Here is a 13024-nt window from a genome sequence, read left to right as displayed (position 1 = left end):
GGTCCGTCCGACCGCCGTGCCTATGGGATCACGGGCAGTGGAGGAGCGGCTTCGGGCCGGAGCGGTCGACGGTGTGCGCTGACATCGGGTGGCCGCAGAGCGGGCAGGCGCGCTCGGTGCGCACCGGCTCGGGTTCCGTCTCGTACGGGCCGACGGATGCTGGTCCGGCAGCGCGGATGAGGCGCGCGTTCACGTAGGCGTACCAGCCGCCGGCCTCGCGGACTCGGGTCCGGAGGGGAGGGCGGCGGGGCTGGTCGGTCATGATCATCAGTGTACTAAGGATCAGTGCGCGTAGGATCGATTCCGTGGACCCGCGCGATGACCTCCTCCGCCTCGACAGCCAGGTGTGCTTCGCTCTCGTGACCGCCGCGCGCAACGTGGTCGCGATCTATCGCCCGATCCTCGAACCCCTCGGGCTCACCCACCCCCAGTACCTCGTGATGCTCGCGCTGTGGGACAGCTCGCCGCGCGCTCTCGGCGAGCTCGCCCGCGAGCTCGCCATGGAGCCCGCGACCCTCTCGCCGCTCGTGAAACGCCTGGAGTCGCAGCACCTCGTGACGCGGCGACGGCGCGTGGCCGACGAACGCGTGCTCGAGATCGCCCTCACGCCGCAGGGGAGCGCGCTGCGGGAGCAGGCGCTGCAGGTCCCCGAGCAGGTCGCCGCGGCCGTGGGGATGGATGCGGCCGAACTCGCCTCGCTGCGGGATGCGCTCGCGCCCTTCGCAGGTCGCCGCACCGCGGCGCCCTAGCGCATCGGTGTCGCTTCGAGCGAACCCCGGAGCCCGTGTCGGAGGCCCGACCTAGACTTGTGCGGTGCCCATCGTCCCCGTCGCTTCCTCCTCCAAACTCAGCGTCCGCGGCGCTCGCGTCCACAACCTGAAGGATGTGGATCTCGACATCCCGCGCGACAGCCTCGTCGTCTTCACCGGTCTCTCCGGCTCCGGCAAGTCGAGCCTCGCCTTCGACACGATCTTCGCCGAGGGTCAGCGCCGCTACGTCGAGTCGCTGAGCGCGTACGCGCGTCAGTTCCTCGGTCAGGTCGACCGCCCCGACGTCGATTTCATCGAGGGGCTCAGCCCGGCCGTCTCGATCGACCAGAAGTCGACGAACCGCAATCCGCGCTCCACCGTCGGCACGATCACCGAGATCCACGACTACATGCGCCTGCTGTGGGCCCGCATCGGCGTGCCGCACTGCCCGGAATGCGGTGAGCGCATCCAGCGGCAGACCGTCCAGCAGATCGCCGACCAGCTCGTGGCGCTGCCCGAGCGCACGCGGTACCAGGTCGTCGCTCCGGTGGTGAGCCAGAAGAAGGGCGAGTTCGTCGACCTCTTCAAGGAGCTGAGCGCCAAGGGCTACGCACGCGCCGTCGTCGACGGCGACGTGATCTCGCTCGCCGAGCCGCCGACGCTCAAGAAGAGCTACAAGCACGACATCGCCGTGGTCGTCGATCGCCTCGTGGCCGGCCCCGACCTCCTCGGCCGCGTGACCGACTCCGTCGAGACGGCGCTCGGACTCGCCGGCGGCGTCATCCAGGTCAACTTCGTCGACGAAGAGGGCGACGACGCCTGGCAGAGCTTCAGCGAGAAGCTGGCGTGCCCCAACGGGCACGCCCTGCAGCTGACCGAGATCGAGCCGCGCACCTTCTCGTTCAACGCGCCGTTCGGTGCGTGCCCCACGTGCTCCGGCCTGGGCACGCGCATGTCGGTCGATGCGGAGCTCATGCTCGGCGACGAGGACCTCTCGATCTCCGAGGGCGTGCTCCTGCCGTGGACGACCCAGGGCAAGGGGCTCTTCCAGTACTACGAGCGCCTGCTCGAGGGCCTCGCCTCCGACCTGAAGTTCTCGCTCAAGACGCCGTGGCGCAAGCTGCCGTCCGACGTCAAGGACGCCGTTCTCCGCGGCGAGAACTACAAGGTCACGGTCAAGTGGAAGAACCGCTACGGGCGCGAGATGCGCTACGCCTCGGGTTTCGAGGGAGTCATCCCCTACATCGAGCGGCAGTACCTCCAGGCCGAGACCGACACGCAGCGCCAGCGGTGGGCCGAGTACCTCCGCGAGGTCCCGTGCCCGGCGTGCGACGGCGACCGCCTCAAGCCCGAGGTGCTGGCCGTCCAGGTGCACGGCAGCTCGATCGCCGACGTCGCCCGTCTCAGCCTCGCCGATGCGCACGCGTACTTCGACCGGCTCCAGCTCACCGAGCGCGAGGCGAAGATCGCCGCGGCGGTGCTGCGCGAGATCCGTGCGCGCCTCGACTTCCTCATCGAGGTGGGGCTGAACTACCTGAGCCTCGGCCGCGCCGCCGGCTCCCTGTCGGGCGGCGAGGCGCAGCGCATCCGTCTCGCGACGCAGATCGGCTCGGGTCTGACCGGCGTGCTCTACGTCCTCGACGAGCCGTCGATCGGCCTCCACCAGCGCGACAACCGTCGGCTCGTCGACACGCTGATCAAGCTGAAGAGCCTCGGCAACACGCTCATCGTCGTCGAGCACGACGAGGAGACGATCGCCGCGGCCGACTGGGTCGTCGACATCGGCCCGCGGGCCGGCGTCGACGGCGGGCACGTCGTCCACTCGGGTCCCTACGACGCGCTCCTCGCCGACGAGGGATCGCTCACCGGCGACTACCTCTCGGGTCGACGTGCGCTTGAGACGCCGAAGCGTCGGCGCAAGATCGACAAGAAGCGGATGATCTCCGTCGTCGGCGCGCGCGAGAACAATCTCAAGAACGTCACCGCCGACTTCCCGCTCGGCGTCCTCACGTCGGTGACCGGCGTGAGCGGCTCGGGCAAGTCGACGCTCGTCAACGGCATCCTGTACGAAGTCCTCGCGACCCGCCTCAACGGTGCGCGCCGCGTGGCCGGCAAGCACACGCGCGTGACCGGTCTCGACAACCTCGACAAGGTCGTCCACGTCGACCAGGCGCCGATCGGCCGCACCCCGCGCTCGAACCCGGCGACATACACCGGCGTGTTCGATCGCATCCGCACCCTGTTCAGCGAGACCCCCGAGGCCAAGGTGCGCGGCTACCAGCCGGGGCGTTTCTCGTTCAACGTCAAGGGCGGTCGGTGCGAGGCGTGCTCGGGAGACGGCACGCTGAAGATCGAGATGAACTTCCTGCCGGACGTGTACGTCGACTGCGAGGTCTGCCACGGCAAGCGCTACAACCGCGACACCCTGGCCGTGCACTACAAGGGCAAGAACATCGCCGAGGTGCTCGAGATGCCGATCTCCGAGGCGGCGGAGTTCTTCGAGCCGATCCAGGCGATCCACCGCTATCTCAAGACGCTCGTCGACGTCGGGCTCGGCTACGTCCGGCTCGGCCAGTCGGCCACGACGCTCTCGGGCGGCGAGGCGCAGCGCGTGAAGCTCGCGACCGAGCTGCAGCGCCGGTCGAACGGTCGCAGCATCTACGTGCTGGACGAGCCGACGACGGGCCTGCACTTCGAAGACGTCCGCAAGCTCCTCGAGGTGCTGAACGGCCTGGTCGACAAGGGCAACACGGTGATCACGATCGAGCACAACCTCGACGTCATCAAGGCGTCGGACTGGATCATCGACCTCGGTCCCGAGGGCGGCGCGGGCGGCGGCACGATCGTCGCGACCGGCACGCCCGAGCAGGTTGCGGGCGCCGAGGGCAGCCACACCGGTCACTTCCTGGCGGAGATCCTGGGGACACCCGCGGCGCGCAAGGCGGGTTGAGGTGGCGAACGTCCTTCCGTATCGCCCGAAGGCGGGGGAGATCCCCACCGATCCCGGCGTCTATCGATTCCGGGATGCCGCGGGACGGGTGCTCTACGTGGGCAAGGCGAAGAACCTGCGGGCTCGGCTGTCGAACTACTTCGCGCCGCTGCACACCCTGCACGAGCGCACCCGACGGATGGTCACGACGGCGGCATCCGTCGAGTGGACGGTCGTTCCGACGGACGTGGACTCGCTGCAGCTCGAGTACATGTGGATCAAGGAGTTCGATCCGCCGTTCAACGTCCGCTACCGCGACGACAAGTCGTACCCGTTCATGGCGATCACCCTGGGCGACGAGGCGCCGCGGGTGATCGTCACCCGCAACCGTCGCATCTCGGGCGCGAAGTACTTCGGCCCGTACCCGAAGGTCTGGGCGGTGCACGAGACCATCGACCTCATGATCAAGGTCTTCCCGATCCGCACCTGCAGCGATTCGTCGTACAAGAAGGCCATGGCGAGCGGCCGCCCCTGCTTCCCCGGGCAGATCGGCCGCTGCGGCGGACCGTGCTCGATGAAGGTGACGATCGAGGAGCATCGGGCCATCGTCGACGACTTCGTCGCCTTCATGGCGGGCGGTGACCAGCGCTTCGCCCGCGATCTCACGGCGCGGATGCGCGAAGCGTCGGCCGCGATGGACTACGAGAGCGCCGCCCTCTACCGCGACAAGCTGCAGGCCATCGACGCGGTGCTGAACAAGAGCGCGCTGGTGCTCGACGACGCGATGGACGCCGATCTGTTCGGCATCGCCGAGGACGAGCTCGCCGCCGCGGTGCAGCACTTCGTCGTGCGGGGCGGGCGCATCCGCGGTGTCCGGGCGACGACGATCGAGAAGGAGATCGACATCGCCGGCGCCGATCTGGTCGATCAGGTGCTCCAGCGCGCCTACGGGGATGCCGCGGCAGCCGACATCCCGCGCCACGTCTTCGTCCCCTCGATGCCCGAGGGGGCCGACGAGCTCGAGCAGTGGCTGCAGGACCGGCGGGGCAGGCGCGTCACGATCCAGGTCGCGCAGCGCGGGCGCAAGGCCGATCTGATGAAGACCGCGAGCATCAATGCCCAGCAGGCGCTCATGCTCCACAAGACGCGCCGGACCAGCGACTACGTGGCCCGGAGTCAGGCGCTCACCGACCTGCAGGAAGCGCTGGATCTGCCGGAGGCGCCGCTGCGCATCGAGGGCTACGACGTCTCGCACCTCTCCGGCACGAACGTCGTCGCCTCCCTGGTCGTCTTCGAGGACGGCCTTCCCCGCAAGGACCAGTACCGGATCTTCGGCGTGGCCGAGACGACCGACGACACCGACTCGATGTACCAGGTGCTCACCCGGCGTCTCGCGCACCTCGACCACCCCGACGAGGCCGACGAGCCGGTGCCCGACGCCACCGCCGACGGCGAGGTCGTCACGACCCGGAAACGCCCGCGATTCGCGTACCGGCCGCAGCTCCTCGTCGTCGACGGCGGAAAGCCGCAGGTGGATGCGGCCGCACGCGCCCTCGCCGACGCCGGCCACAGCGAGATCCCGCTCTGCGGCATCGCGAAGCGGCTCGAGGAGGTCTGGCTGCCGGGGGAGGAGTACCCGGTGATCCTGCCGCGCACCTCCGAGGCGCTGTACCTGCTGCAGCGGCTGCGCGACGAGGCGCACCGATTCGCCATCGTGCACCAGCGCAAGCGACGCAAGCGCGACATCACGTCGGTGCTCGCCGAGGTTCCGGGTCTCGGCGACGCCCGCATCAAGGCGCTCCTGCGGCACTTCGGCTCCGTCGCGTCGCTCAAGCAGGCGACGCCCGAGCAGATCCAGGAGCTCCCGGGCGTCGGGCCGCGCCTGGCGGACGCGATCCACCGCCACCTGTCGAGCGGATAGGCTGGGCGCGAGCGGAAGACAGGGGTGGTCACGGTGGCGGACGGCGTTCCGGCGGGCGAGATTCTCATCGTGACCGGCATGTCCGGTGCGGGACGGACCACGGCGGCCAACGCCCTGGAGGACCTCGGCTGGTACGTGGTCGACAACCTCCCGCCGCAGATGCTGCGCCCGCTCCTCGAGCTCAGCGAGCTCGCCGGGAACGCGTTGCCGAAGGTCGCGGCCGTCGTCGACGTCCGCGGCGGCGATCTGTTCGCGGCGCTCCCGGAGATCGCGCGAGCTCTCCGACACGGCCGCACCCTGCGCGTGCTCTTCCTCGATGCGGCCGATGAGGTTCTCGTCCGCCGCTTCGAAGCGGTGCGCCGCCCACATCCGCTTCAGGGCGAAGGGACGCTCGTCGACGGCATCCGACGCGAGCGGGAGCGGCTCGCTCCGATCCGCGAGGGCGCGGATGTCATCGTCGACACGTCGCGCGACAACATCCACCAGCTTGCGACCTACATCGCCGACCTCTTCGCCGAGGAGGGGGATGCGCGGCACACCGTCACCGTCATGAGCTTCGGGTTCAAGTACGGGCTCCCGCCCGACGCCGACCTCGTCGCCGACATGAGATTCCTCCCGAACCCCTTCTGGAATCCCGACCTCAAGGCCCTCACGGGCAAGGACGCCGCGGTCCGCGCCGAGGTGCTGTCGCATCCCGGCGCGACGGAGTTCATCGACGCCTACTCGGCAGCGCTCGTGCCGGTGGTGCGCGGCTACCAGGAGGAGAACAAGCGGCATTCTGTGGTCGCCGTCGGGTGCACGGGAGGCAAGCACCGCTCCGTCGTGGTGGCGCAGGAGATCGCGGATCGGCTCCAGCAGCTGCCGGGCGTCGCCGTGCGACTCAAACATCGGGACCTCGGGCGCGAGTAGGCTATCCCTTTGTCCCCTGCACCCGAAGCACAAGGAGCGCCGTGCCGCTGACCGCTGACGTCAAGACCGAGTTGGCCGCGATCCGCGACCCCCGCCCGTCTGCTCGCGTCGCCGAGGTGACCGCGATCCTGCGCTTCGCCGGGGGACTGCACTCCATCGCGGGGCGCGTCGCGGTCGAAGCCGAGGTCGACTCGGACGTCCTCGCGCGCCGTGTCGCCCGCGAGCTCGTCGAGATCTACGGCGTCCGGCCCGAGCTGGCGCGCATCCAGGCGTCGGGGGGACGCGACGGGGCGACATTCGCCGTGCGCGTCCGGGACGGCGGCGAGACGCTCGCGCGTCAGACGGGCCTGCTCGACCAGCGACGCCGCCCCGTACGCGGGCTGCCCAACCGCCTGACCACCGGCTCGCGGCCCGACCTCGCCGCGCTGTGGCGCGGCGCGTTCCTCGCCGCCGGCTCGCTGTCCGATCCCGGCCGCTCGGCCGCCCTCGAGATCTCCTGCCCGTCCCCCGAGGCGGCCATGGCGCTCGTGGGTGCCGCCCACCGACTGGGGATCGCGGCGAAGGCGCGCGAAGTTCGAGGCGTGCCCCGCGTCGTCGTGCGCGACGGCGAGGCGATCCGTGCGACGCTCGCCGAGATCGGCGCAGCCAAGACCGCCGAGGCATGGGATCAGATGCGCCAGCGCCGGGAGGTCCGTGCCGGGGTCAATCGCCTCGTCAACTTCGACGACGCGAACCTGCGCCGCTCGGCGCAGGCCGCCGTCGCCGCGTGCGCCCGCGTCGAGCGCGCGCTCGAGATTCTCGGCGACGAGATCCCCGATCACCTGAAGCAGGCCGGCGATCTCCGGCTGGCGCATCGCGACGCGAGCCTCGACGAGCTCGGCCACCACGCCGATCCTCCGCTGACGAAGGATGCGGTCGCCGGCCGCATCCGGCGCCTCCTGGCGATGGCCGACAAGAAGGCGTCGGCCGACGGCATCCCCGACACCGAGTCGGCCGTCCCCGCCGGTCTGCAGGACTGAGCGACGCACTCTCGTCACATAGACGCGAACGGGAAGCAACGGGGTGACCGGCGCGTTGCCGGTCAATAGGATGAACCCGTCCACGAGGTGCGCGTACGCGCGCCGTCGACAGCACGAGCCGCGCCCCGCGCGGTGCTGACAGGAGATACAGAATGCCGAAGTACACCCTTCCCGAGCTTCCCTACGACTACGCGGCCCTCGAGCCGCACATCAGCGGCAAGATCATGGAGCTGCACCACTCCAAGCACCACCAGGCATACGTGACGGGCGCGAACACGGCGCTCGAGCAGCTCGCCGAGGCCCGCGAGAGCGGCAACCTGGCGAACGTCAACAAGCTCGAGAAGGACCTCGCGTTCAACCTGGGCGGTCACGTCAACCACTCGATCTTCTGGACCAACCTCTCGCCCGAGGGCGGCGGCGAGCCCGAGGGCGAGCTGCGCGCGGCGATCGATGAGTTCTTCGGCGGCTTCGACAAGTTCCAGGCGCACTTCACCGCCGCCGCCACCGGCATCCAGGGCTCGGGGTGGGCCGTCCTCAGCTGGGACCCGATCGGCGCGCAGCTGATCATCCAGCAGCTGTTCGACCAGCAGTCGAACACCGCGCAGGGCACCGTCCCCATCTTCCAGCTCGACATGTGGGAGCACGCCTTCTACCTCGACTACCTGAACGTCAAGGCCGACTACGTCAAGGCCGCGTGGAACATCGCGAACTGGCAGAACGTCTCGCAGCGTTTCACGACGGCACGCGAGAAGACGGCCGGCCTGCTCGCGTAGTAGGGTCGTGACCAGGTGAGGATGCCGGGCTCCTCCCGGCAACGGGGGCCGAGTTCGGCATCCTCTTCTTTTTCAGCACATCGCATTCCGGCCGCCATCTGGTGCTCCGGACGCGACGACAAACGGGAGACATCGTGTCTGTCAAGATCGGCATCAACGGCTTCGGCCGCATCGGACGCAACTACCTCCGCGCCGCCCTCGCTCAGGGCGCGGACCTCGAAATCGTGGCGGTGAACGACCTCACCGACAACAAGACCCTGGCCCACCTCCTGAAGTACGACTCCATCCTCGGGCGCCTCGACGCCGAGGTCACGTACTCGGAGGACTCGATCACGGTCGGCGGCAAGACCATCAAGGTCTTCGAAGAGCGCGACCCCGCCAACCTCCCCTGGGGCGAGCTGGGCGTCGACATCGTCATCGAGTCGACCGGCCGCTTCACGAAGGCAGCCGACGCGGGCAAGCACATCGCCGGCGGCGCCAAGAAGGTGCTCATCTCGGCTCCCGCCTCGGGCGAGGACGGCACGTTCGTCATCGGCGCCAACGAGGACCAGTACGACCCCGAGAACCACAACATCATCTCGAACGCGTCGTGCACGACGAACTGCCTCGCGCCGCTCGCCAAGGTCCTCAACGACAACTTCGGCATCGTCAAGGGCCTCATGACGACGGTCCACGCCTACACCGCGGACCAGAACCTCCAGGACGGACCGCACAGCGACCTGCGTCGTGCCCGCGCGGCCGCCCTGAACATCGTCCCCACCTCCACCGGTGCCGCCAAGGCGATCGGCCTCGTCCTGCCCGAGCTGAAGGGCAAGCTCGACGGCTTCGCGCTGCGCGTTCCGGTCCCCACCGGATCGGCGACGGACCTCACGGTCGAGCTCGAGCGCGACGTCACCGTCGACGAGATCAAGGCCGCGTACAAGGCTGCCGCCGAGGGTCCCCTCAAGGGCATCCTGAAGTACACCGAGGACGAGATCGTCTCGAGCGACATCGTCACCGACGACCACTCCTGCATCTTCGACGCCGGTCTGACCCGCGTCATCGGCAACCAGGTCAAGGTCGTCGGCTGGTACGACAACGAGTGGGGCTACTCGAACCGCCTCGTCGACCTCACCGAGCTCGTCGCCAGCAAGCTCTGACGATTATGGCTCTGCGTACCCTCGATTCGCTGGGTTCGCTGGCCGGCAAGCGCGTCATCGTCCGTGTTGACTTCAACGTCCCCCTGAAGGACGGCGTCATCACGGACGATGGTCGTGTTCGGGCAGCGCTTCCGACCATCGATCGCCTCATCGGCCAGGGCGCGCGCGTCATCGCGTGCTCCCACCTCGGACGTCCCGACGGCGCCCCGGACGCGAAGTACTCGCTCGCACCCGTCGCGCAGCGTCTCTCCGAGCTCCTCGGCAAGCCGGTCGCCTTCGCGGGCGACACGGTCGGCGAGTCCGCGCACGAGGTCGCGGCATCCCTCGGCGACGGCGACGTCGCGGTCATCGAGAACCTCCGCTTCAACGCGGGTGAGACGGCGAAGGATGCGGCGGAGCGCCGTGCCTTCGCCGAGCAGCTCGCCGAGCTCGGCGACGTTCTCGTCTCGGACGGCTTCGGCGTCGTCCACCGCAAGCAGGCGTCGGTGTTCGACCTCGCGGAGCTGCTGCCCTCGGCGGCCGGCTTCCTCATCGAGAAGGAGGTCGACGTGCTCGACCGCCTCACGGAGAACCCGGAGCGCCCGTACACCGTCGTCCTCGGCGGATCGAAGGTCAGCGACAAGCTGGGTGTCATCGAGCACCTCCTGCCGCGGGCCGACAAGATCCTGGTCGGCGGAGGCATGCTCTTCACCTTCCTCGCCGCGCTCGGCCACAGGGTCGGCAAGAGCCTGCTCGAGAGCGACCAGCTCGAGACGGTGCGGGGGTACATCGCGACGGCGAAGGAGCGCGGCGTCGAGCTCGTGCTCCCCGTCGACGCCGTGATGGCCTCCGGCTTCGCGGCCGACGCCGACCACGTGGTCGCCGACGCCGACGCGCTCGAGGGCACCGCGTTCGGTGCGGCCGGCATGGGTCTCGACATCGGTCCCCGCAGCGCGGAGATCTTCGCCGAGGCGATCCGCACGTCGCGGACGGTGTTCTGGAACGGGCCGATGGGCGTGTTCGAGATGCCGGCGTTCGCCGCGGGCACCCGGACGGTCGCCCAGGCTCTCACCGAGGTCGACGGCCTGTCGGTCGTCGGCGGCGGCGACTCGGCCGCGGCCGTGCGTCAGCTCGGCTTCGCCGACGACGCGTTCGGCCACATCTCGACCGGCGGCGGAGCGTCGCTGGAATTCCTGGAGGGCAAGAAGCTCCCCGGACTGGAGGTACTCGGATGGCAGTGAGCCGTCTCCCGCTCATCGCGGGCAACTGGAAGATGAACCTCGACCACCTGCAGGCGGTCGCGTTCGTGCAGAAGCTCCACTGGACGCTGAAGGACGCCAAGCACGAAGAGGACTCGGTCGAGGTGGCGGTGTTTCCGCCGTTCACCGACATCCGCACCGTCCAGACGCTTCTCGACGCCGACAAGATCGCCTTCGCTCTCGGCGGGCAGGATCTGTCGACGAAGGATTCCGGCGCCTACACGGGTGAGATCTCCGGTGCCTTCCTGAAGCAGCTCGACTGCCGATACGTCATCATCGGGCACTCCGAGCGCCGTGAGTACCACGCGGAGACCGATGAGGTCGTCGCGGCCAAGGTCGAGGCGGCTCTCCGCCACGGCCTCGCACCGGTCATCTGCGTCGGTGAGACGGCGGAGGACCTCGAGAAGCACGGCGCCGCAGCGGTGCCGGTGGCGCAGCTCGAGGTCGCGCTGGACGGCGTCGCGTCGGATGCCGATGTCGTCGTCGCGTACGAGCCGGTCTGGGCTATCGGTTCGGGTCAGGCCGCGACGCCCCAGCAGGCGCAGGATGTCTGCGCCAAGCTGCGCGAGGTCGTCGCCGCCAAGCTCGGCGCGGAGGCCGCCGAGCGCACCCGCATCCTCTACGGGGGATCCGTGAAGTCGGGCAACATCGCCGGCTTCATGCGCGAGCCCGACGTCGACGGTGCCCTCGTGGGCGGTGCGAGCCTCGTCACCGACGAGTTCGCCGCGATCATCCGCTACCAGAAGCACGTCGGCGTGTGACCCGTTCCGACCCGGCGGTCACACGGCTGCCGGGTCGGAACGTGTCCGCGATCGACCTGCCGATATACTTGACCCTCGTGCGATCGGGACGATCGCCGGAAAGGTGACGACCACCGTGCAGATCCTCGAGTTCGCGCTACAGGTGCTGCTGGGCATCACCAGCCTGCTGCTGACACTCCTCATCCTGCTCCACAAAGGCCGTGGCGGCGGGCTGTCCGACATGTTCGGCGGCGGGATGAGCTCGGCCATGGGTTCGTCGGGCCTCGCCGAGCGCAACCTCAACCGCTTCACGATCGTCCTCGCGCTCGCGTGGTTCGTGTCGATCGTCGCCCTCGGTCTCATCACGAAGTTCACGGTCATCTGATGGCCACCGGAGGAAACGCCATCCGCGGCACCCGCGTGGGCGCCGGGCCCATGGGGGAGCAGGACCACGGCCACCACGCCGATCGCGTGGCGGTCTCGTACTGGGATGCCCTCGGCAACGAGACGGTGCGGTACTTCGCCGCCGGCATCCCCGACGACGAGATCCCCGAGACGATCGACTCGCCCCATTCGGGGCTCCCGGCCGGTCGCGACAAGGCGAACCCGCCCGCTGTCGCCAAGACCGAGCCGTACAAGACGCATCTCGCCTACGTGAAGGAGCGTCGGAGCGATGAGGAGGCCGAGCAGCTTCTCGGCGATGCGCTCCAGCAGCTGCGGGAGCGCCGCGGTCAGAGCTGACCGTCCGATGACACCACGAGAAGAGCGGATACCGACCGGCATCCGCTCTTCTCGTGCATCCGGCAGCGACGATCGGGTCGCCGCTGCCGGGATCAGTACTGATCGTCGATGAGCTCGGGCGGGACCTGAGCCGCAGTCGCCTCGTCGGTGAAGAGGATCGTCCGCCTCGTGCCCTTCGCGCCGGCGGCGGGCACGCTGTGATAGCTGGCACCCGCCAATGCGAGGCCCAGCGCCGACGACTTGTCGGGCCCCGTCAGCACCATCCAGACGCGCTTGGCCGAGTTGATCACGGGTCGCGTCACCGTCACGCGATCGGCGGGGGGCTTCGGCGAGTCGCGCACAGCCGCCGTCGCCCGATCGGTGATCCGGATCTCGGGTCGGTCGGGGAACAGCGAGGCGATGTGCGCGTCGGGTCCGACGCCCAGGAAGCAGATGTCGAACACGGGCCAGGCGGAATCCGCGGCGCTGAAGCGCGCGAGCTCACGGGCGTAGGCGTCGGCGGCCGCCTCGATATCGGTCCCGCCGTCCGACGCGGCCACCGCGTGGATGTTCTCGGCAGGCACGGAGATGCGATCGAGGAACGCCCGTCGGGCCTGCACCTCGTTGCGCTCGTCGTCGCTGCGGGCCACGAAGCGCTCATCGACCCACCAGAAGTGGACCTGCGACCAGTCGATCAGTTCACGCTCGGGTGACGCGCCGATCCGATCAAGGATCTCTCCGCTGATGCCGCCCCCGGTGAGCCCGACGTGAACCGTCCGGCCGGACGCGGTCCACTTGCCCACCCGGTCGAGGAAGCGCGCGGCCACCGACGCCGCGAGCTCGTCGGCGTCACGGCTGATGACCACGCGCTTCTCGGCGGTCGTCAT

General features: G+C 69.3%; 13 protein-coding genes. 11 read left to right on the top strand and 2 right to left on the bottom strand.

What is annotated here, in order from left to right; all coding sequences use genetic code 11:
• Positions 1-28: 28 nt before the first annotated feature.
• Positions 29-268: a hypothetical protein gene (locus F6B42_RS09285; protein ID WP_150419334.1), complete on the bottom strand. Its 240-nt coding sequence runs from the start codon at positions 266-268 to the stop codon at positions 29-31.
• Positions 269-305: 37 nt separating this feature from the next.
• Here F6B42_RS09285 and F6B42_RS09280 point away from each other — a divergent pair, with 37 nt between their 5' ends.
• From F6B42_RS09280 to F6B42_RS09230, 11 genes are all read left to right on the top strand, one after another.
• Complete coding sequence (locus F6B42_RS09280; protein WP_150419333.1) at positions 306-749, top strand: MarR family winged helix-turn-helix transcriptional regulator; 444 nt, start codon at positions 306-308, stop codon at positions 747-749.
• Between the two features lie 64 nt (positions 750-813).
• Complete coding sequence (gene uvrA / locus F6B42_RS09275; protein WP_150419332.1) at positions 814-3699, top strand: excinuclease ABC subunit UvrA; 2886 nt, start codon at positions 814-816, stop codon at positions 3697-3699.
• Between the two features lies 1 nt (position 3700).
• A complete protein-coding gene (gene uvrC, locus F6B42_RS09270; RefSeq protein WP_150419331.1) occupies positions 3701-5599 on the top strand; it encodes an excinuclease ABC subunit UvrC in 1899 nt (632 codons plus the stop codon).
• Positions 5600-5632: 33 nt separating this feature from the next.
• Positions 5633-6508 (top strand): RNase adapter RapZ, encoded by an 876-nt coding sequence (gene rapZ / locus F6B42_RS09265; protein ID WP_150419608.1) that lies wholly within the window; start codon positions 5633-5635, stop codon positions 6506-6508.
• 41 nt (positions 6509-6549) lie between these two features.
• Positions 6550-7527, top strand: a complete 978-nt coding sequence (whiA, locus tag F6B42_RS09260; RefSeq protein ID WP_150419330.1) for a DNA-binding protein WhiA — start codon at positions 6550-6552, stop codon at positions 7525-7527.
• Between the two features lie 152 nt (positions 7528-7679).
• Entirely contained in the window at positions 7680-8300 is a 621-nt protein-coding gene (locus tag F6B42_RS09255) for a superoxide dismutase (protein ID WP_150419329.1), read from the top strand.
• A 134-nt stretch (positions 8301-8434) separates the two neighbouring features.
• Positions 8435-9439: a type I glyceraldehyde-3-phosphate dehydrogenase gene (gene gap / locus F6B42_RS09250; RefSeq protein ID WP_150419328.1), complete on the top strand. Its 1005-nt coding sequence runs from the start codon at positions 8435-8437 to the stop codon at positions 9437-9439.
• A 5-nt stretch (positions 9440-9444) separates the two neighbouring features.
• Positions 9445-10659, top strand: a complete 1215-nt coding sequence (locus F6B42_RS09245) for a phosphoglycerate kinase (protein ID WP_150419327.1) — start codon at positions 9445-9447, stop codon at positions 10657-10659.
• Positions 10650-11438, top strand: coding sequence for a triose-phosphate isomerase (gene tpiA / locus F6B42_RS09240; RefSeq protein WP_150419326.1), 789 nt, complete (start codon positions 10650-10652; stop codon positions 11436-11438). Before F6B42_RS09245 ends, tpiA begins: the two co-directional genes overlap by 10 nt.
• Positions 11439-11553: 115 nt before the next feature.
• Positions 11554-11802: a preprotein translocase subunit SecG gene (gene secG, locus F6B42_RS09235; protein ID WP_150419607.1), complete on the top strand. Its 249-nt coding sequence runs from the start codon at positions 11554-11556 to the stop codon at positions 11800-11802.
• A complete protein-coding gene (locus tag F6B42_RS09230; protein WP_150419325.1) occupies positions 11802-12158 on the top strand; it encodes an RNA polymerase-binding protein RbpA in 357 nt (118 codons plus the stop codon). The genes secG and F6B42_RS09230 overlap by 1 nt, the downstream gene beginning before the upstream one ends.
• Positions 12159-12250: 92 nt before the next feature.
• Here F6B42_RS09230 and pgl read toward each other — a convergent pair whose 3' ends face one another.
• Entirely contained in the window at positions 12251-13024 is a 774-nt protein-coding gene (pgl, locus tag F6B42_RS09225) for a 6-phosphogluconolactonase (RefSeq protein ID WP_150419324.1), read from the bottom strand.

This window comes from Microbacterium radiodurans (assembly GCF_008710705.1).
GTDB classification, from domain to species: Bacteria; Actinomycetota; Actinomycetes; order Actinomycetales; family Microbacteriaceae; genus Microbacterium; species Microbacterium radiodurans.
The sequence above is the reverse complement of the archived record's forward strand: the minus strand, read 5'-3'. Positions and strand labels throughout refer to the sequence as shown.